Source organism: Serratia sp. TSO36, from assembly GCF_057808395.1.
Genome location: NZ_JBJZOU010000009.1, coordinates 113,616 through 133,122 on the forward strand (window position 1 = coordinate 113,616; position 19,507 = coordinate 133,122).

13 protein-coding genes are annotated in these 19,507 nt (G+C 60.0%); 3 read left to right on the plus strand and 10 right to left on the minus strand.

Features of this window, described 5'->3' with window-relative positions:
• Positions 1 to 120: 120 nt before the first annotated feature.
• Complete coding sequence (gene ushA, locus ACK3CV_RS05870) at positions 121 to 1,773, plus strand: bifunctional UDP-sugar hydrolase/5'-nucleotidase UshA (protein WP_164141163.1); 1,653 nt, start codon at positions 121 to 123, stop codon at positions 1,771 to 1,773.
• A gap of 72 nt (positions 1,774 to 1,845) precedes the next feature.
• Here the strand turns inward: ushA and ACK3CV_RS05875 are convergent, their stop codons facing one another.
• Entirely contained in the window at positions 1,846 to 2,613 is a 768-nt protein-coding gene (locus ACK3CV_RS05875; protein WP_033637359.1) for an AraC family transcriptional regulator, read from the minus strand.
• 100 nt (positions 2,614 to 2,713) lie between these two features.
• On the opposite strand from ACK3CV_RS05875, the gene ACK3CV_RS05880 reads away from it, so the two are divergent.
• Positions 2,714 to 3,877, plus strand: a complete 1,164-nt coding sequence (locus tag ACK3CV_RS05880) for a multidrug effflux MFS transporter (RefSeq protein WP_164141162.1) — start codon at positions 2,714 to 2,716, stop codon at positions 3,875 to 3,877.
• A 3-nt stretch (positions 3,878 to 3,880) separates the two neighbouring features.
• Here ACK3CV_RS05880 and ACK3CV_RS05885 read toward each other — a convergent pair whose 3' ends face one another.
• The 6 genes from ACK3CV_RS05885 to ACK3CV_RS05910 all read right to left on the minus strand — a co-directional run bounded on the left by ACK3CV_RS05885 (position 3,881) and on the right by ACK3CV_RS05910 (position 13,258).
• Positions 3,881 to 4,678: a thioesterase II family protein gene (locus tag ACK3CV_RS05885; protein WP_130042481.1), complete on the minus strand. Its 798-nt coding sequence runs from the start codon at positions 4,676 to 4,678 to the stop codon at positions 3,881 to 3,883.
• Between the two features lie 36 nt (positions 4,679 to 4,714).
• Complete coding sequence (locus ACK3CV_RS05890; protein WP_033647260.1) at positions 4,715 to 5,452, minus strand: tryptophan 2,3-dioxygenase family protein; 738 nt, start codon at positions 5,450 to 5,452, stop codon at positions 4,715 to 4,717.
• The gene (locus ACK3CV_RS05895; protein ID WP_033637362.1) at positions 5,449 to 6,261 is read right to left on the minus strand and encodes a cyclase family protein; all 813 of its coding nucleotides are present in this window, start codon (positions 6,259 to 6,261) and stop codon (positions 5,449 to 5,451) included. The genes ACK3CV_RS05890 and ACK3CV_RS05895 overlap by 4 nt, the downstream gene beginning before the upstream one ends.
• Entirely contained in the window at positions 6,248 to 11,956 is a 5,709-nt protein-coding gene (locus ACK3CV_RS05900; protein WP_164141160.1) for a non-ribosomal peptide synthetase, read from the minus strand. The genes ACK3CV_RS05895 and ACK3CV_RS05900 overlap by 14 nt, the downstream gene beginning before the upstream one ends.
• Before the next feature lie 68 nt (positions 11,957 to 12,024).
• Positions 12,025 to 12,960 (minus strand): diiron oxygenase, encoded by a 936-nt coding sequence (locus tag ACK3CV_RS05905; protein WP_033647255.1) that lies wholly within the window; start codon positions 12,958 to 12,960, stop codon positions 12,025 to 12,027.
• A gap of 13 nt (positions 12,961 to 12,973) precedes the next feature.
• Positions 12,974 to 13,258, minus strand: coding sequence for a 2Fe-2S iron-sulfur cluster-binding protein (locus ACK3CV_RS05910; protein WP_071883774.1), 285 nt, complete (start codon positions 13,256 to 13,258; stop codon positions 12,974 to 12,976).
• A gap of 354 nt (positions 13,259 to 13,612) precedes the next feature.
• On the opposite strand from ACK3CV_RS05910, the gene dacB reads away from it, so the two are divergent.
• The gene (gene dacB, locus ACK3CV_RS05915) at positions 13,613 to 15,079 is read left to right on the plus strand and encodes a D-alanyl-D-alanine carboxypeptidase/D-alanyl-D-alanine endopeptidase (RefSeq protein WP_164141158.1); all 1,467 of its coding nucleotides are present in this window, start codon (positions 13,613 to 13,615) and stop codon (positions 15,077 to 15,079) included.
• Between the two features lie 10 nt (positions 15,080 to 15,089).
• Here the strand turns inward: dacB and ybaK are convergent, their stop codons facing one another.
• From ybaK to copA, 3 genes are all read right to left on the minus strand, one after another.
• A complete protein-coding gene (gene ybaK, locus ACK3CV_RS05920; protein WP_004940240.1) occupies positions 15,090 to 15,569 on the minus strand; it encodes a Cys-tRNA(Pro)/Cys-tRNA(Cys) deacylase YbaK in 480 nt (159 codons plus the stop codon).
• Positions 15,570 to 15,797: 228 nt separating this feature from the next.
• Positions 15,798 to 16,604, minus strand: a complete 807-nt coding sequence (locus tag ACK3CV_RS05925; protein WP_060429551.1) for a TraB/GumN family protein — start codon at positions 16,602 to 16,604, stop codon at positions 15,798 to 15,800.
• Positions 16,605 to 16,737: 133 nt separating this feature from the next.
• Complete coding sequence (copA, locus tag ACK3CV_RS05930; protein ID WP_164141156.1) at positions 16,738 to 19,449, minus strand: copper-exporting P-type ATPase CopA; 2,712 nt, start codon at positions 19,447 to 19,449, stop codon at positions 16,738 to 16,740.
• Positions 19,450 to 19,507 lie beyond the last annotated feature (58 nt).

Below are 19,507 nucleotides of genomic sequence, written 5' to 3' on the forward strand. Positions count from 1 at the left end.
AATTTTTACCATATCTGAAATAATCAGACTCACATCGCAAAAATTTGAAATCAGCTGTCATTGATTCGCGCTACAATTTCGCCCTCATCATAAAAGCCATTTAATACACGGAGATCCGCCATGCGTTTTTCGCTGAAAACCACCGCATGTGCGTTGGCCGTTTCCCTGACGTTGCTGTCGGGGGCCGCCAGTGCCTGGGAAAAGGATAAGACCTACGCCATCACCATTCTGCATACCAACGACCATCACGGTCACTTCTGGCAGAACGATCATGGCGAATACGGCCTGGGCGCGCAGAAAACGTTGGTGGACGGCATTCGTCAGGAAGTGGCGGCGCAGGGCGGCAGCCTGCTGTTGCTGTCCGGCGGCGATATCAACACCGGCGTGCCGGAATCGGATTTACAGGACGCCGAGCCGGACTTCCGCGGCATGAACCTGGTGGGTTACGACGCGATGGCGATCGGCAACCACGAATTCGACAACCCGCTGAGCGTGCTGCGGCAGCAGGAAAAATGGGCGACCTTCCCGCTGCTGTCCGCCAATATCTATCAGAAAAGCACCGGCCAGCGCCTGTTCAAGCCTTACGCCTTGTTCGACAAGCAGGGCATCAAGATCGCGGTGATCGGCCTGACGACCGACGACACCGCCAAGATAGGCAACCCGGAGTACTTCACCGACATGGAGTTCCGCGTGCCGGCGCAGGAGGCGAAGCAGGTGGTAGAGCAACTGCGTAATGACGAGAAGCCGGACGTGATTATCGCCGCCACCCATATGGGGCACTACGACAATGGCGAACACGGCTCGAACGCGCCGGGCGACGTGGAAATGGCGCGCAGCCTGCCGGCCGGGTATCTCGACATGATTGTCGGCGGCCACTCGCAGGATCCGGTGTGCATGGCCGGCGACAACCGCAAACAGGCAGATTACGTGCCGGGCACGCCGTGCTCGCCGGATCGCCAGAACGGCACCTGGATCGTGCAGGCGCACGAGTGGGGCAAATACGTGGGCCGCGCCGACTTCGAATTCCGCAACGGCGAGCTGAAGCTGGTGCATTATCAGCTGATCCCGGTAAACCTGAAGAAGAAGGTGGAGAAGGCGGACGGCACCAGCGAGCGGGTGTACTACACCCAGCAGATCGCGGAAGACCCGACCATGATGAAACTGCTGACGCCGTTCCAGGAGAAGGGCAAGGCGCAGTTGGGCGTGAAGATCGGCAGCGTTAACGGCAAGCTGGAGGGCGATCGCAGCAAGGTGCGCTTCGTGCAGACCAACCTGGCGCGGGTGATGCTGGCGGCGCAGAGGGAGCGCGCCGATGCCGACTTCGCGGTGATGAGCGGCGGCGGGGTGCGCGATTCGATTGAAAGCGGCGATATCACCTATAAGAACGTGCTCAAGGTACAGCCGTTCGGCAACACCCTGGTGCATGTTGATATGAAAGGCAGCGAGGTTGAGCAGTACCTGGCGGTGGTGGCCAACATGAAGCCGGATTCCGGCGCCTACGCCCAGTTCGCCAACGTCAGCCTGGTGGCGGACGGCAAGGGCGTCAGCGAGGTGAAGATCAACGGCCAGCCGCTGCAGGCGGATAAAACCTACCGCATGGCGACGCTGAACTTCAACGCGCTGGGCGGCGACGGCTATCCGAAGCTGGACGGGCTGCCGAGCTACGTCAACACCGGCTTTATCGACGCCGAGGTGTTGAAGCAGTACATCGAGAAACATTCACCGCTGGATGCGGCGGCCTACGAGCCGAAGGGCGAGATCGTCTATCGATAAGGGCGTAGCGGAACGGCGTTTCTCGCTTGTCGCGGGGGCGCCGTTCCCGCCGTCGCCGTTTTAGACGGCCTCTTACTTTCTTCTCTCCATATACGCCCTCGGCGGGCAGCCCACCATATTCTTAAAAAAAGTGGCGAAGGCGCTGTCGCTGGAAAACGCCAGCCGACCGGCGACGTCGGATTGGCTCAGCCCTGCGGCCAGCATCTCTATTGCTTTGATCAGGCGCCATTGCTGACGCCACTGTTGATAACTGAGGCCGGTTTCACGGCGGAAAATCCGGCTGATGGTTTTCTCGGAAGCGCCGCTGTAGCGCGATAGCTCGTGCAGCGGCGGAAGCATGTCCAGATTGGCCAGATGGCGCAGGCGCCGGTCGCTGGGCAGCGGCAGCAACGTCAGTTCGCGCGGCGCGGCGGCGATCTCGTCCAGGCAGACCGCCAGAATATTGGCGTGAGGCCCATGCTGCCAGTCGGTGTCGAATGCGGCGAACGCGATGCGTTCCAACACCTCGCGCAGCAGCGGCGAGGCTGTCAGTACGGCAAGCTGCGCAGGCAGACAGGCATAGCGATCGGCGTCGAGATAAAGCGAACGGTAACCGACTACGCCGTTGACCTGAACGCGGTGAGCCACTTGCGGCGGGATCCAGGCAACTCTGCCCGGCGGCAGCATACAGATGCTTTGGTTGAGCGTGATACGCATGCTGCCTTGCTGACAGAACAGCAACTGGCCCCTGTCATGCCAATGCGTGCCAGAGTCGTGCTGCGCCAGTTCGGCGGCGATCCCGAGCACGCCGTTGTCGAGCGTATCCGGATTAAAACTGTCCTGCGCCTGAAGCCACGCCATAGTATGTCCGATTTTGTAAATTTATTGTCTTTTATATTGTAATCGGCGCCGGGGAGCAGATGCTACCTTGTGCAGCTTATTCTTGGCTACAGGATCTGTTATGCAACGTAAACTGACTCTGACATTGGCGACGTCGATGATGATGTTTCCCCAGGTGGTGGAGACCATCTACAGCCCGGCATTGACGCACATTGCGCATGGTTTCCGGGTAAGTGCGGAAATGGCGGCGCAAACGCTCTCTTGCTACTTTTTCGCCTTTGCGCTGGGCGTGGTGGTTTGGGGGCGGATGTGCGACGTCATCGGACGCCGTCCCACCATTTTGGCCGGGCTGACGCTCTATCTGCTGGCTTCTATCGTCGCACTGTTCAGCGGCAGCTTCAGCGTGCTGCTGGCGGCGCGGGTGCTGGCCGCCTTTGGCGCGGCGGTCGGTTCGGTCGGGACGCAAACGGCGATTCGCGATCGCTTCGACGGTTATGAGTTGGCGCGGGTGTTCTCGGTGATGGGGATCGCCATGGCGATCAGCCCGGCGGTTGGCGTATTGAGCGGCGCAGTGTTGACTCATTACTGGGGCTATCAGGGGGTGTTTGGCGGTTTGGCGCTGTTGGCGGCGCTGTTGCTGGGCTATGCCGGTTGGCAACTGCCGGAGACGCGTCCGCAACAGGTGGTGAGGCATTCATTTTTCGGCACGTTGGGGCGGATGATCAAGGACGGGGATATTTGGCTCAGTGCGCTGCTGGTGGCGTTGTTCAATATTTGCATGTTCAGCTATTACCAGCTGGCGCCATTCCACTTCTCGGCGTTGGAACTGCCGGCGCAGTGGTTCGGTTATACCGGTTTGGTGTTGGCGGCCGGGGTCGGTATCGGCGCGGCGATCAACAAGTTTTTGATCGGCAAACACTGGCTGTTCCCCGCGTTGCTGATGCTGGCCTGCGTTTTGTCACTGGCCGGCGGCCTGCTGGTACTGCTGCTGGAAGGGAGCTTGTGGTTCGTTCTGCCGATGATGCTGGTGGTGATGGCGTACGGCATCGCCATTCCCAATATTCTGGCGCGCGCGCTGCGGCATTATAAAGACTGCATGGGCACCGCCGGCGCGATCCTTGGCCTGATGTATTACCTGATGCTCGGCGGTGGCTTGGTGCTGGCCGGGCTGTCGCAGCACCTGGGCGCCGTGCTGTCGCTCTGCAGCCTGTGCGTGCTGCTGTTGGCGTGGCGGGTGGTGCACAACGAGCGCCGTTTGGCGTTGCCTGAGAGTGAAAACGCCTGAGTGTTACCGGCTGGCCGGTTCGCTCAGGCGGCCAGCCAGCAACTGGTGAACGCCGGCTATCACCGCCTCGCGCTGCGTGGTGATATACATATGTCCGCCGGCAAAAGTGCGCTGCTGAAAATCGCCTTGCGCGATCCGGCGCCAGTCGAGCAAATCCTGCCGATCGATCAACTCGTCGTTTTCACCATAGAACATCGCCAGCGGGGCGTGGTAACCCGGTTGCGCAGGGAAAAGCAATTGGCTGGACAGCAACAGATCGGCACGGATCAACGGCAGATAGTAATCGACCAGCGCGCTGTCGCCGATGAGAGACTCATCCAGGCCCTCGCCGGCACAAAGCGCGTTCAACAAAGCGGCACGCGGCATCCTCAGCAACTGGCTATGGCGCGCCAGAAAGGGCGATGAACTGGCGGAAATGATCAACTGCAGCGGCGGTTGGGGCAGCGCCATCGCTAACGCCAGCGCAACCCGCCCGCCAAGACTGTGGCCGAAAAAGATCAGCGGTTTATCCTGCAGTGGCTGCAGTGCCGGTATCAGTTGATTGATGAGCGATTGGGGTTGGCAGAGCGGCGCTTCGTGCGCCCGCTCCTCTCGACCGGGGTATTGCACGGCATAGAGTTCGATGTCCTGATGCAACGCGGGGCTCCATCGCTGAAAGGCAGTGGCTCCGGCGCCGGCGTGGGGAAAAGCGATCAGCCGCAGGCTGCCCTGGCGTCCCGGCGTCAGCGGTTTCAGGCCGAGGGGGGCGTTGGGGAAGTGGGTGCAATGCATGGCGAAAATCCGTATTTTCAGGGGTGCCAAGGAAGCCTGAGCTTCCTTGGCGTTAAGGGAATGCACTCAGTTGATGGCGTTCCACAATTCATCGAAGATCGGCGTGAACAGCGTAGATTTAAGATAGTCCGAACCCGATGAACCGCCGGTACCTTTCCGCTGCCCGATCGTACGCTCCACCAGTTTCACATGGCGGTAGCGCCATTCTTGCAGCAGTGAATCCAAATCAAGCAGTTGGTTGAGCAGCAGCGACTCGCAGCCTGAACGCGTCAGCGATTGCCTGATGATGTCGTCGAAGCCTTGCGCCGCCTGATTGGGCTGGTCATTGAGACGCATCAGGTGGCCGCGTATCGCCTGCCATAGGGAAACCGGTTGGATAATAGCCGCCAATCGGCGCTGTGCCTCTTCATCACCTTGATACTGTTGTAGTTTCTTTGGGTTTTCCTTGCCGAGCAGCGCTTCTATGCCGGCAAACTGGTAGGATTGGAAACCGCTGGCGGTGCCGAGATAGCTGCGAAAACGCTGGAATTCATGAAACTTCAGCGTGCAAATCACGGCGATCTGATTCACCACGGTTTGGGTAATGGCATTGACGCGCGTCATCGTTTCGATCGCCGCTGGTATATCTCCTTCTTCGATCAGCGCGATCGCCAGATGAAGCTCATCGATCAACTGCTTGAACCAGAGCTCGTAGGTTTGATGAGTGATGATAAACAAGTTTTCATTGCGGTGTTCCGCAGACGGCGAGGCTGGCTGTTGCAGTGACAGCAGCTGGTTTAGCTGCAGATAGCTGGCGTAATTCATGATGTCACTTTCCCTGTAGAAAACGAAAATAGGACGGGCCGACTGGGAAGGGCATCCCCGCTCAGATCCGGCAGTTGAATGGTCAGAAAATAGTGTCCCGCCGCGGCGTGTGCGGGAACCTGAATCAGCTCGGTCACGGAGGCGTGTTTGCGCCCGGAGTGCGGCCTGACGGGGGCATCAAGCCCCCAAAAACGGCGATGGTTGTCCATGCGTCCGCCGTCGTATAGCCGGTCGATCGACGGAATATCCACCAACAGATGCTGGACGCCGAGTTCGACGATGCGCGCCAGAGCTTGATGGCTGAAGTAGGGCGCACAGGCTGCGGCGCGGAAATCGCTCGGCGTCTCGACCGCTATCACCAAAGCCTGCAGGTAGTCGCCCGACAACGGCGCCAGCGCGTCATCGAGCGCCGCCCGGGTAATCAGCCAATCTTCAGAGGCAGCGCTGGCGTTATAGCTCTCCGTGGTCCCGTCCGCGCGTTGCGGCCTGACGCGAATCAGGGTGGCGGCGATGAACGGTTCAAGCGGCAAATCCGCCACGTTGTGCGTTTCAGGAAGAATATGGCCGATGCATTCGGTGTGCGTGCCGTGGCAGTGTGGCACCAGGCTGATACGCTCGGCGTTGCAGACCCCGCCATGACGCACGCTGGCGACGGTATCGCCGTAACTCAGCGGCGCCGAATCGGCGGGGGCCACGCCATAAAGGTTGATCGGGTTATCGGCGAAGTCCAGCCTGGCCGAGAGCCGCAGCGGCTCTCGGTAGTCAAGGTGATGACAACGTCCATGGTGGTACACCTCAATGCGTTTCATCGGTGACCCCGGCAGTTTTGCTCAAGGCCAGCGCGGTGAGTTCGCGGATCTGGCTGTGCATGATGAATTCGCGGATAGTCAGCGAGACGCCCATCTGTTGACGAATGGCGTGCAGCAGTTGCGGGATCTGCAGTGAATTTCCACCCAGGCTGAAGAAGCTGTCGCAGACGCTGATCTGCGTCTGCGACAAGACTTGTTGCCAGATATGCTGCATGGCGCTTTCCGCCTCGTTGGCCGCAGGCGTGTAGTCCGCTTCGGAAGCCGAGTAGTGGGTTTCCGGCGCCGGTAGCCGACGAATGTCGATTTTATTGTTGTTGGTGAGCGGGAAGGCCGACAGCACCACAAAACCGGACGGGATCATGATATTCGGCAAGCGAGCTTTCAGCGCCGTGCGCACCGCTTTTTCATTCAGCTCCTCTCCCGGCGTTAACTGCAGGTAGCTGACGATGCGGGCCTGCTGGCCTTCACCGACAATTAAGCTGAGCGACCGCTCGATATTGTCGAGAGAGGATAAACTGAGATCGATTTCGCTCAATTCGATGCGGTGGCCGCGAATTTTGACCTGGTGATCGTTCCGGCCGAGGTATTCCAGCTGCCCCTGACGATTAAACCGCACAATGTCGCCGGTGCGGTACATATAGCGCTCGGTGCCGAACGCCTGGCGCCGTAGAAAGACCTTATCGCTCAGCGTCGGGTTGCGCCAATACCCCGGTGATACCCCTGCGCCGCCCAGCCATAGCTCACCAAATGCGCCGCTTGGCATCGGGTTGCCGGCCTGATCCATGACCAGAACGTCAGTCGACTGTATCGGCGTGCCGATACAGTCGCTCGCGCCTTCGTGAGTCAGATCGGCGCAGGTCGACCAGATGGTGGTTTCCGTCGGGCCATACACCTGTAGCACCCGTGTCGCGATGCGTCGCAATTGCGTCAACAAGGCCGCCGGCATCTTCTCGCCGCCGCACAGCACGGTCAGGGGGCGCTGGCCCGCCGCCGGCAGATGGTGGACGATGGTGCTCCAGACGGTAGGTGTCGCTTGAATCACACTGGGCTGCTGTCGCTCGATAAAGTGATACAACTTGACCGGATCCATGGCGGTTTCTCGTGGACACAGCGTGACGTGCGCGCCGCCGGCCAGCGAGCAGAACAGTTCCAACCCAAAAATATCGAAACTGATGCTGGTCAGGCTGAGCACCTTATCGCTCGCGCTCAGCGCCAGCCGCCCGACGAAGTCGTGGGTGAAATTGTTCAGGTTGCCGTGGGTGATCATCACGCCTTTGGGGTTACCGGTTGAGCCTGAGGTGTACATGATGTAGGCCAGCGTATCGTCGGCTGGGATCGGCAATGTGTCGGCCGCTGCAGGTTGAGAAACCAGCGAGTCGAAACCGACGGCGGGACTGGCCCAACGTTGCTCTGGCTCTCCATCGGTCACCAGCAACCGGGCTTGCGCGTTCTCGATCATGTAGCTCACGCGGTCGGCCGGGTAGTGTACGTCAATCGGCACGTAGTGTTTGCCGGCTCTCAGCACGCCGAGCAGGAGTACGGCGACGTGGCAACTTTTCTCCATCATGACGCCGACCGAAAAAGGCTTGCTGTCGATGCGCTGCAATGCATGCGCGATGCGCTCAGACTGCGCCCACAGCTGACGGTAGCTGTACTGTTGCCGTTCGCAGCTGACGGCGAGGCTGTCAGGCTGGGTTTGTGCCAAGCGATCAATTTGCACCAGCAGCGAGTCACCTGAACCAGCGTCCGAGCTGACGGCCAACTGTTGCAGCCAATGTTGCTCCCGTTCGCATAGCGGGTTGAGGGCACGCTGCGCCGTGTTGGCCGGCAGGGTGAGCACTTGCCGCAGCGTTTGCTGATAGTTGTCCAACAGCATCTGCATGCTGGCGGGATAAAACAGTTCGCTGGCGTAATCGAGTTCGATGGCGACGGCGTCCTGTTCCACACTAAAGTTCCAGGTCATATCGAACATCGAGAAGCCGGACGAAAGTGGCAAGCGATGCAGCGTGCAATCGTGCAGGTTTTGTTGGCATACGTCGCCGGCGTTCTGCAGGATCGCCATGATTTGGAATAACGGATTTTTGTTCGACATTCGCTCGTATTCGATCTGGTGCAAGATCCGGTCGAACGAGAGCTGCTGATGCTGATAGGCGCCGATGCAGGTTTCCATCATGTTACCGATCAGCTCGGCCAGGGTGTCCTGTTCGCTCAGTTGGATACGCAGCGGTACGGTATTGACATGGAAGCCGCTGACCTGCGCCTGATCCAGGTTGTCCCGCGCTGCGATGGCGGTGCCGATGACGATATCCTGCTGCTGGGTATAACGGCTGAGCAGTAAACTTAATGTCGCGCAGAGCAAGGCGAAAGGCGTGGCGCCCAGCGCTTTGCCCCGTGACGCCAGCAGACCGGCCACGTCGGGCTGCAGCTGATAATGGATGCGTTCTCCGGCGTGCGTCGGCATTAGCGGGCGTGGTTTATCCAGCGGGAAGTCCAGTTCGCGGCAGCCTTGCAGTTGCTGTTGCCAGTAAGCGACATCCGCCGGCGCAGGTGGCGCGATGCCGCTGTTGACGATGTCGATGGTTTGGATCTGCGGTTGCGGCGCGTCAAACCCATTGTGATCGTCGAGCTCGTTATAGCGCTGCCACAGATCGTTAAGGATCAGCTGTTCGCTCCAGGCGTCGGTAATTATGTTGTGTTTTACCCAAATCAAAACATGGTGCTGCTGATGATACTGTACCAGCCGAAGCGTCAGAGGCGGCCGAGCGGTGATGTCGAAAGGCATGGCACACAGTTGGCGCACCCACTTTTCTGCCGACAGCGTTTGGCCTTCCACCCAGTGGTCGGCAAGGCGAATCGGGGTATGCGGTTCTGCCAACTGATAGGCGACACCGTCGGTTTCGGCGAAGCGAGTGCGCAGGCTTTCATGTTTTTCATAGATAAAATTGATCGCCTGTTCAAAGCGCGCCAGATCGAGCGAGCCCTGGATGTCTATCGCCAGCGGCAGGTTGTAACTGCAGTCGTCAGGATTCAATGCGCTCAGGTACCAGAGCAGGTTCTGCTGAGGGCTGAGCGGCGCGCGGCGTTCGTCGCAGATCGCGATGGCGCGCTCCGCGGCAACGGCCTTATTCTCGATATATTCGGCCAGTTTGCGTACCGTATTATGGCGGAACAGATCGGCGATGCTCAGGTGGCAGCAAAGATCGCGTGCCACGAGCGCGACGATTTTGCTCATGGTCAGCGAGTGTGCGCCCAGGTTGATGAACTCCTGTGTGACGTCGGCTTGCGGACAGCCGATGGCGTTGGCCACGATGCGCTCGAGAATGGCCTCAGTTTCTGTTTCCGGTGGCGTCAGGCGCTCATTTCGTTCATCCAGCGGCCAGTTTTCCAACTGTTGACGGGCGATCTTGCCATTGATGGTCAGCGGCAGCGCCGGCAAGAAAATAAAGACGCTGGGGATCGCGGCTGGGTGGAGCTGTGTGACCAACGCGTGACGCAGCGCGTCGATCGTCAGCTCAGGCGAAGCGGGTTGTACGAAGGCGGCGAGAATTTTTCCCGAAGGCTGGCTGCGAGCCACGACGCAGGCGCTTTCAACCAGGGGGTGACTGCGGACGGCGCTTTCCACTTCACCCATTTCGATGCGTACACCGCGTATCTTCACCTGGTGATCACGGCGGCCGACGAAAATAATGTTGCCCTGTTCGTCCCATTTGGCGATGTCACCGGTTTGATAAAGGCGCTCTTCGGCCGCCATATACGGTAGCCGACAGGTAATGAACTTCTCTGCGCTCAGCGCCTCTTGATGCAGGTAACCGTGCGCCAGGCCGCTGCCGGCGATGCACAGTTCGCCCTCAAAACCGACCGGCAGTGGATTATGGTGGGGATCAAGGATGTGACAACGGTAGTTTTTCAGCGGTTTGCCAATGCAGTTCCAGGGAACGCCTGGACGATACTCGCACAGCGAAGTGGCAATGGAAGCCTCGGTCGGCCCGTAACCGTTGCACAATCGGGTGCGCTCGGCCCACCAGGTGACGACGTCCGCTGGCGGTGCGTCTCCCATGACGATCATTGTCCGCAGTCCCGGCCACATTTCGCGGGGCAACAATTCCAGAATTGCCGGTGTAATAGTGATATGGCCGATATCGTGTCGAGTCAGATAATCGTGCAGTGCGCCGACATCGGTATGCAGCTCCGAGGGCGCCAGATAAAGCGTCGCACCGCTGACCAACGCGCCATAGACATCCCAGCCGAAGGCGTCGAAACCCAGCGAGGCGATGGCCAGCACGCGACTGCCTTGCGCCAGGCCAATGAAATCGCGGTGGTTTTGCGCCACGTTGCTCAGGCCCTCACGCCCTATCATGACGCCTTTGGGCTTGCCGGTCGTCCCGGAGGTATAGCAGACGTAGGCCAGTGCGTCTCGCGATTGAGGGAGTTGCTCCGCATGAATGTTCAGCGAACGGTAGTCAATGCTTGATGGCGCAATGCACGGCGCGTCGCCGGAGTGCAACGGCGAGTCGGCCAAAATCAGCGCAGGCTGCACGTCGTCAAGAATGTTTTGATTGCGCGCCGCTGGCGCCTGTGGATCGAGCAGTACATAGGTTTTATTGCTTTTCAGTATCCCTAACAGCACGATCAGCAGCGTCGCTGACTTGTCCATCGAGACGGCGACGACCGAGCTGGCGGCCCCGCTGTGTTCAAGCAGCCAACAGGCAAACTGATCCGAGGCGCGATCGATCTCGCCATAGCTGTATATCTGGCCATCGGCATGCAGCGCGGCCTGTTGCGTATGAGCGGCGGCGGCGTGGCGGAACAAAGCGATGACGTCGTGCGCCAGGAGCTTGGCATCGTCGGTTGCGTTGAATTGGCTCAGGCGATGCAACGTTTGAGGTTGAGTAACAATAGGCGCGGCGACGGGATCGGCCGGATCTGCCAATAGCGCGTCAAGATAGTCGGTGAACGCGTTGAAACGCATGTCGTCGCCATACAGGGTAAGCTGAGTGCCGTCACCGCAAGCCGCTACGTCGACCATCGCTCGTGGCTGGGCATAGCGCCCCTGTTTGAGCGCGCCGGTTTCATTAAAGAAGAAATGTTGCAGCTGTGCGGGGGACGTGATGTCCGCCACCGGCAGCGTATGGAAGTCGGCGCCGGGTTGCCAGGTGAGATGGCAGAGATCGCTGCCGCAACGCCCCTGCATCTGATCGCCAAGGCGTTCCATCAGCAATGCGGTCAACTCGCGCATGCGCGTCGGTGATTCGGCATAGTATTTACGCGCCAAACGGTAGGGAGTGTCTTGTGCGTGCGGTAAGCCGCCACGCGAAAGCTCGACCACAATGTCGACAAGCTTTTCCTGCAGCAGGGGAAGTTGGGCGCCTGCCGCCATATCGGACAGCGCGTCGCACAGATAAGCGGTTTGGCCGGCGGAGCTAAAGTACAGAGAAAAGTGTTCTTGGTTTTGCAGGGTATCAATGTCGCTAATATTTTTTTTATTGGTTACGATCATCAGCAGATTTTTTCCCTGCTGTTGCAGCCGTCGTATTGTTTCAGCGTTATTTTCAGTGGTGATAATAAGATCGAATTTTTCGATTGGACGGCGTTCGAGACTGATAAAACTAACCTGATGGCCGTATTCCTGGATTTCGTCTGTTAATAATTTACCGCAGGCACTGTCGCCGAAATAGCCAATATGAAGTAATTCCATTTTTGCTTCCTGAGAATAATGATTTCCCTTACGGAATATCAAAGGTGCTGACTTTTTATGCCGGTTAATTAGATTTTTGCATGCAGCGCATCGGCGATAGGCAAATCGGCCAGAATGCCCGATTTATTCAGTGCCACCAGCATTTGTTCCGTGACGATATTATTGGTTTCCCACGGTTTAACATGCGTTGCTGGATAAGTGTCTGCGATGATGTCGATAATTTCCGCTTCGGCCAGTCCGAGTTGGCGCAACATGCAGGCGCTGAAATCTTTGGCGATAGCGTCGGTTGCGTAGCCTTCCAGGAAAGCCAAAATCGGTTGTTGCAACGCTTGCTTGGTCGCCGCGTCGCTGTGGCGCCAGATATGGCTTAGCACCTGCTGTGAGAAGCGGGCATGGCGGCCTTCATCCGCAACGTGATCTTTCATCACCAGATAGAAGGTCGGGAAAATATCTTCGTTGTTGATCACATCGATAAGATCGGTCGTCAGCGCCTGCTCTGACAGAGACACGCACACCAGTCGCAGCAGTTCGCGCAGCCGTTCGTCCCCCATTGCCAACGATTGCGCCAGGGCATAGGAAGCCTCGGTGTCTTTTGGCATCGGCAGCGGCGCAATGGACGTCATCTGCTCTACCTGATTGATCAGATCCAGCGCCACCAGGGCGTGATAGGACTCATCCACGACCACGGTCAGCGCGTCTAAGCGCATTTCAAGCGGAAAGTCTACGCCGACCGCGTTTTTGTAGAGCTTGTAACTGGAATCATTGATGATATCCAACTCGATGTTGGCGATGCCATTCAGGTAGTGGTAGAGGGTTTGCACCTGAATATAGCGCAATGCTTGTTCACCGAGCGCGGCAACGCGCGGATGGAGGCACAGCGGCAGACGTTCGAGGGGGAAGAAAAGGGTTGATTGGCTGTCCTGTTCGTTGAGAAGGCGACGAGGACGGGAGCGGACAATCGCGGCGCGATCCCATTTTTTCAACGTGGTTTCAATGAGGCTCATCGGTTAATCCTTATTAATAGAGTTCTATTTCAATATCCGATTGTGAATAAGCACAGCAGGCTAGAATAATATTCTCTTCTAACTCCTCTTCGCATAAGGCACTCTGTTTTTCATGGCGTATATTTCCGCTGATTAGAAGTAATTTGCAACAGCCGCACCTCCCCTTTCGGCATAGGTTGGGGATGTCGATATTTAATCTTTCAAAGTTTTCAAGCAGCGACGTTTCAGGACAAAAGTCACCGATGCCCGCGCCATCAAAAATAACATGATGACCATCGGGCCCTGTTTTTGCAGACATGGCGTGTTATTCCCTATGGAAGTCAGTGAGTGAGATCACATTTTAAAATTCATATAAGTAAATTGTTATTAATAATAGGTTGTGGGTTTTAATGGGGAGTAACGATAGCTTTGGCTTTGTATATTGTCAACACGACACATTAAAAACATTAACATTATATTAAAGGTTGTTTCACATAATATAGTTCATATTCAAACTTTATTGCCTGGATTGTTTGGCAATTCTTATTATTGTTTGTTTTATAATATCAACAGGCAAAAATCTTTGTTCAGCGAATGGAAAACAGGACGTCGCCGCCTTCTAATGATAGCCTGAGCGGCAATTTGGTTTTGATAACGCAAGCAGGAAGATGACATGTTGAAAACCGCAGGCTGGCTGCTGCCCGCCATCCTGGCGCTGGCGGGGTGTTCGTCATCCGGTCAACGTCATGAGCAAACGCTTAGCCAGGCGCTGACGGCCCTCGGTCAGGACAAGGCGCTGATTGGGGCGTCGAGCGGCGTGATGGTGCGCGACGCCGAGAGCGGCACCGTGCTGTATCAGGCGCACGCGGAGCAGCGTTTGGCGCCGGCTTCCAATATGAAGATTTTCACTTCTTTGGCGGCGTTCGGCGTGCTGGGGGCGGATTACCGGTTTGAAACCCGGCTGCTGACCGCCGGCGAGCAGCGCGGCGACATGTTGCGGGGGGATCTCTATCTGCAGGGCAGCGGCGATCCGACGCTGCATCCGGACGATCTCGACACCTTCGCCGCGGCGCTGGCGCAGCGCGGCATCCGTCATATACAGGGGCGGTTGTTGCTGGACGCCAGCGCGTTCGATCAAACGCCATTCGGCGCCGGATGGAGCTGGGACGATGAACCCTTCGCCTTCGCTGCGCCGATCTCGGCGCTGAACTATGCCTTTACCCCCGGCGGCGATATCAACGTGGTGCAGGTGGATGTGCGGCCGGGGGCTCGCGCCGGCGCGCCGGGACGGGCGAGCTTCTATCCCGCCAATGACGCGGTGACGCTGGTCAATCGCACCACCACCGGCAGTGACACCGCGCTGAAGTTCGAGCGCTGGCCGGGCAGCAACCGGATCGTGGTCAGTGGCACCATCGCCGCGCAGGCGGAGGCCAGCTCGCGATTGATTACCGTCGATCAACCGGCCCTCGTCGTCGGCGCTTTATTGCAACATGCTCTGCGCGCGCACGGCATCACCCTGCGCGGCAACGCTGAAGAGGGCGTGACACCGGCCGGCGCCCGGCTGCTGGCGCAAAAAACCTCGCCGCCGCTCTCCCGCCTGGTCGTCACTTTCCTGAAAGTGTCCAATAACGGCTACGGCGAGATATTGACCAAGGCGATGGGCCGCAAGACGCAGGGCAAAGGGGATTGGGCCGCCGGCCTTCAGGCGATAAACGGATTTGTGCAAAGCCAGGGCATCGCGGCTGACGCGTACCGTCAGGTGGACGGTTCAGGGCTGTCGCGCATGAACCAGATCACGCCGCAACAGCTGACGACGCTACTGCTGGCGGCCAGAAAACAGCCGTGGTTCGCCGACTGGTATCGCGCCTTGCCCGTCGCGGGCGAGCCGGGGTTGCTGGTGGGCGGCACGCTGCGTAACCGCATGGTGAAAAGCGCGGCGGCCGGCCGCGCCCACGCCAAGAGCGGTTCCATGACCGGGGTATCGTCGCTCAGCGGCTATGTCGATTCGGCGACCGGGCGGCCGCTGGCGTTCGCCATCATCAGCAATAACTATCTGGTGCCCGGCGCAGAGGTGAAAGCGCTGGAGGACCGCCTGGTGGAAACGCTGGCGGCCTGTGACGCCACGGTGGTGTGCCGCTGAGTACGCGGCGTCAGTCGCGCTTGGCGATGTCGGCGAAGCTGCCGGCCAGCAGGCGGCACAGATCGGCGGCGGCCAGCTCGATGTCCAGCCCGCGTTTGCCGCCGGAAACGTAGATGGTGGCGAACGCTTGCGCCGGGCTGTCGATCACCGTCGGCAGCCGTTTTTTCTGCCCCAGCGGGCTGATGCCGCCCACCAGATACCCGGTGACGCGCTGGGCCAGCTGCGGATCGGCCATCTCGGCCTTTTTGGCGCCGAGCGCGCGGGCGACCTTTTTCAGATCCAACTGGGTGGCGACCGGCGTGACCGCCACCGCCAGATGTTTGGCGTCGCCGTTCAGCGCCACCAGCAGCGTTTTGTAAACCCGATCGGCATCCAGCCCCAGCTTTCTCACCGCTTCGTCGCCGAAGTTGGTTTCGTCGCTGTCGTGGTGATACGGATGAAGGGTGAAGGCGACCTTTTGTTTCTCGAGCAGAACGACTGCGGGCGTCATAATGTATTGTCCAAAATGTCCCTAACGGGGAAGGGGTGATAACCAGCCTTAAAAATACAAAAATCCAACCCGCCCGGCAACCTGAGCGGCTGTTACATAAAGCGGGTTGCCAAGATATTCACCGGGTTGCTACCCTGTTTGTTGTAACCGTTAACACGGTTGCTATGCGTATAACTACAATATAAGAAATTCCTCTTTGACTGGCCAATAGCGATATTGGCCTCTTTTTTAGCCCTGTGGCTGCAGCATTGCCGGCAGGTTATCCTCGCCGTACAGGTGCAATGCGCCAACCGCCACCACGTAGTCACCGGCCGGCAGCGCCTCCAGCTGACGCCGCCAGTCGCGATTGCGCTGATGCATCAGCACATCGTACAGCCCGGCGCTGAAGGTGGCGGGCAGGGTGTCCAGCGTGCCGCGCGGTTTGGCGTCCAGCCACCAGCTCACCATGGTTTGCAGCAGCCGCGCGTTGGTGTGCCAGTGCTCCAGCGTATCGCGCAGCAGCGCGATGCCGCCTTCCGGCAGCTGTTCCAGCATCGCCAACTGCTGCTGTGCCCCCTCGAGTTCGATCACCGGTTTGTCATGCGCGCGGGCGGCCTGCAGCAGCTGATAGTCCACGCCGTACTCCGCCCGCAGCCCCAGACGCTGAGCCTGGCGCGCCTGCATCATCAGCGCCACCTGCCAGCCGGGCAGGGTGGCGAAGGCGTGCGGATCGGCGCCCAGCTCGTGGCAAAGCGCCAGCAGCCGTTGATATTCTTCGGCGGACAGGCGCTGTTCCAGCGCCGGCTGCTGTTCTGCGTGGTCAAAAGGGGAGGCGGAATCGGTGATATCGGCCTCGACGATCAGCGCGTCGGCCTGCTGCAGCCGGGCGGCCAGCCGCGCCGGCAGCGGCGACATATCGACGGTGCCCATATGGATGCTGCCCACCAGATGCAGCCGACGATCGCCAGGCAGAGTGATGTCCAGCGCCGGATAAGCGTATCGTTTGGGCGAGATCAGGCCGAGGAAGGCGGCGAGGCGGCGTAACAGTTGACCCATACGGCGTGGCTCCTGAATAACGGGTGCGCGTTTCAGCATGAAAGGCGAGGAAAAATCGTCATTCATGCTAAACGCTATCCGCCGCGCAGGAAAGCCCGGAAAACGGCGGGGCGCCATGACGGCGCCCCTGAGATCACTTCCTGGGTTTAAAACGCAGCAGCCGGTTGGCGTTGCTGACCACGGTAATCGACGACAGCGCCATCGCCGCGCCCGCCACCACCGGGCTGAGCAGCGTGCCGGTCAGCGGGTAGAGCACGCCGGCGGCGATCGGGATGCCCAGCGTATTGTAGATAAAGGCGCCGAACAGGTTCTGCTTCATGTTGCGCAGCGTGGCCTTCGACAGTTCCACCGCATCCGCTACGCCGTGCAGGCTGTGGCGCATCAGGGTGATGGCGGCGGTCTCGATGGCGATGTCGCTGCCGCCGCCCATCGCGATGCCCACGTCGGCCTGCGCCAGCGCCGGGGCGTCGTTGATGCCGTCGCCGACCATCGCCACGCGCTGGCCCTGCGCCTGCAGCTGCTTGATCGCTGCCGCTTTGCCGTCCGGCAGCACCCCGGCAATCACCCGATCGATACCGGCCTCTTTGGCGATGGCGTTGGCGGTCACCGGGTTGTCGCCGGTCAGCATCACCAGCTGATACCCCTGCTGGTGCAGGCGCTGCAGCGCCGCGACGCTGTCTTCGCGCAGCGGATCGCGAATGGCGAACAGCGCGGCCGGTTTACCGTTAACGGCCAGCAGCACCGGTGTCACGCCGCGTTCGGCCTGGGCGCGCATCGGCGCTTCCAGTTCGGCGGTCGCAACCTGATGCTGCTCCAGCAGCGCGGCGTTGCCCAGCAGCAACTGCACGCCGTCGATCTCCCCGCTGACGCCAGCGCCGCGCAGGGTGCGGAACTGCGCCACCTGAGGCAGCGTTTGCCCAGCGGCACGTTCCATGATGGCGCGCGCCAGCGGGTGATTGGAGCCTTGCTCCAGCGCGGCGGCCCAGCCGATCGCCTGCCGTTCGCTGACCTGATTGAAGGTCAGGATCTCCACCACCTGCGGCTTCCCTTCGGTCAGGGTGCCGGTTTTGTCGAACACCAGGGTGTCCAGCTGGCTGGCCTGCTGCAGGGCGTCGGCGTCGCGTACCAGCACGCCAAACTCCGCCGCGCGGCCCACGCCGGAGATGATCGACATCGGCGTCGCCAATCCCAATGCGCACGGGCAGGCGATGATCAGCACCGTGGTGGCGATCACCAACGTGTAGACCAGCTGCGGCTGCGGGCCGAAGAAGTACCACATCGCCGCGCTGAACAGGGCGATCGCCACCACCGCCGGCACGAACACCGCCGAGACGCGATCGGCCAGTTGGCCAATCGCCGGTTTACTGCTCTGCGCCTGGCGCACCAGTTTGATGATGCGCGCCAGCGTGGTTTGGCTGCCGATGGCGGCGGCGCGGAACAGCACGCTGCCGTCGTCGACCACCGTCCCGGCATGCACCGTATCGCCGGGACCTTTCTGCTGCGGCACCGCTTCGCCGGTCAGCATCGCTTCATCGAGCCAGACTTCGCCCTGCACGATTTCACCGTCGACCGGCACGCGATCGCCGGTGGTCAGCCGCAGCGTCATGCCGAGCTGCACCTCCGCCAGCGGGATATCGCGCTCGCCGTCGTCGGTCACCAGCCGTGCGGTAGGCGGCGTCAGATCCAGCAGCCGTTCCAGCGCCTGCGAAGAACGCTGGCGAGCACGCTGCTCCAGCGCATGGCCGAGGTTGATCAAACCGATGATCATCGCGCTGGCCTCGTAATAGAGGTGGCGCGCCTCCATCGGGAAGAAATCGGGCCAGATGTTGACGGCGATCGAATAGAGCCAGGCGGCGCCGGTGCCGAGCGCCACCAGGGTATCCATGGTGGCGCTGCCGTTCATCAGCGCGCGCCAGGCGTTGCGGTAGAAGTGCCCGCCGGCGAACACCATCACCGCCAGGGTGATGACGCCGACCAGCAGCCAGGGGCGCTGGGTTTCCGGCGTCAGCGTCATGCTGCCGCCGAACAGCCCCCAGGCCATCAGCGGGATACCCAACGCCAGACCCAGCGCCGCCTGCCAGCTAAAGCGCTTCATGTTGGCGCGTGCGGTCTGCTGTTGGCGCTCGCGGCGTTCGGTCTCGTCCTGAATCATTTCGGCGCCGTAGCCGGCTTTTTCCACCGCCGCCACCAGCGCCTGCGCATCGGCGGCGCCGGTCACCAGCGCGCTGCGTTCCGCCAGGTTGACGCGCGCGTGCTCAACGCCGGGAACGCTTTGCAGCGCCTGCTGCACTTTATTGACGCAGCTGGCGCAGGTCATGCCGCTGAGCAGCAGCTGTACGCTGTCGTCCGCGCCGTCGGTTGCCGGAAGGGGAGATTGCGCCGCTGGCTGAACGTCCGGCAACGAAGGTGTTGCGTCAGTCAACGGCTCAGTTTTTGGGGCGACGGCGCCCGCTACGCCGGCGTGATAACCGGCATCTTTCACCGCGGCGATCAGCGCCTGCGGATCGGCATCGCCGTACACTTTCGCGCTGTCGATAGCGACGTCGGCGGCGAACACGCCCGGCACCGCTTCCAGCGCTTTGCGGGTGGTGCCGACGCAGTGCATGCAGCTCAGGCCGCTCAGCTGCAGTTCGGTATCGGCGTGCGGCGCGACTTCGGCCTGATAACCGGCGGCGATCACGCTGTCGATCAGCGCGCTGTCCGGTGCGTCGCCGGTCACTTTGGCGTAATGCACGTTAACGTCCGCCTGTTCGACATCGCTGCGGCTTTCCAGGGCTTTTTTCACCCGCTGCGCGCAGTTCATGCAGGACAGCCCCTGCAATGCCAGCATAGTGGTGTGTGACATGATTGAACTCCTTGCTTAAAAGACGGTGTTTAAAGGTTGACCGCCTGACCTGTTTTCA

Excerpts from the sequence above, each read along its gene's own strand:
- ushA (WP_164141163.1), top strand. The coding sequence starts at position 121 with ATGCGTTTTTCGCTGAAAACCACCGCATGTGCGTTGGCCGTTTCCCTG.
- ACK3CV_RS05875 (WP_033637359.1), bottom strand. The coding sequence starts at position 2,613 with ATGGCGTGGCTTCAGGCGCAGGACAGTTTTAATCCGGATACGCTCGAC.
- ACK3CV_RS05880 (WP_164141162.1), top strand. The coding sequence starts at position 2,714 with ATGCAACGTAAACTGACTCTGACATTGGCGACGTCGATGATGATGTTT.
- ACK3CV_RS05890 (WP_033647260.1), bottom strand. The coding sequence starts at position 5,452 with ATGAATTACGCCAGCTATCTGCAGCTAAACCAGCTGCTGTCACTGCAA.
- ACK3CV_RS05895 (WP_033637362.1), bottom strand. The coding sequence starts at position 6,261 with ATGAAACGCATTGAGGTGTACCACCATGGACGTTGTCATCACCTTGAC.
- ACK3CV_RS05900 (WP_164141160.1), bottom strand. The coding sequence starts at position 11,956 with ATGGAATTACTTCATATTGGCTATTTCGGCGACAGTGCCTGCGGTAAA.
- ACK3CV_RS05905 (WP_033647255.1), bottom strand. The coding sequence starts at position 12,960 with ATGAGCCTCATTGAAACCACGTTGAAAAAATGGGATCGCGCCGCGATT.
- ACK3CV_RS05910 (WP_071883774.1), bottom strand. The coding sequence starts at position 13,258 with ATGTCTGCAAAAACAGGGCCCGATGGTCATCATGTTATTTTTGATGGC.
- dacB (WP_164141158.1), top strand. The coding sequence starts at position 13,613 with ATGTTGAAAACCGCAGGCTGGCTGCTGCCCGCCATCCTGGCGCTGGCG.
- ybaK (WP_004940240.1), bottom strand. The coding sequence starts at position 15,569 with ATGACGCCCGCAGTCGTTCTGCTCGAGAAACAAAAGGTCGCCTTCACC.
- ACK3CV_RS05925 (WP_060429551.1), bottom strand. The coding sequence starts at position 16,604 with ATGGGTCAACTGTTACGCCGCCTCGCCGCCTTCCTCGGCCTGATCTCG.
- copA (WP_164141156.1), bottom strand. The coding sequence starts at position 19,449 with ATGTCACACACCACTATGCTGGCATTGCAGGGGCTGTCCTGCATGAAC.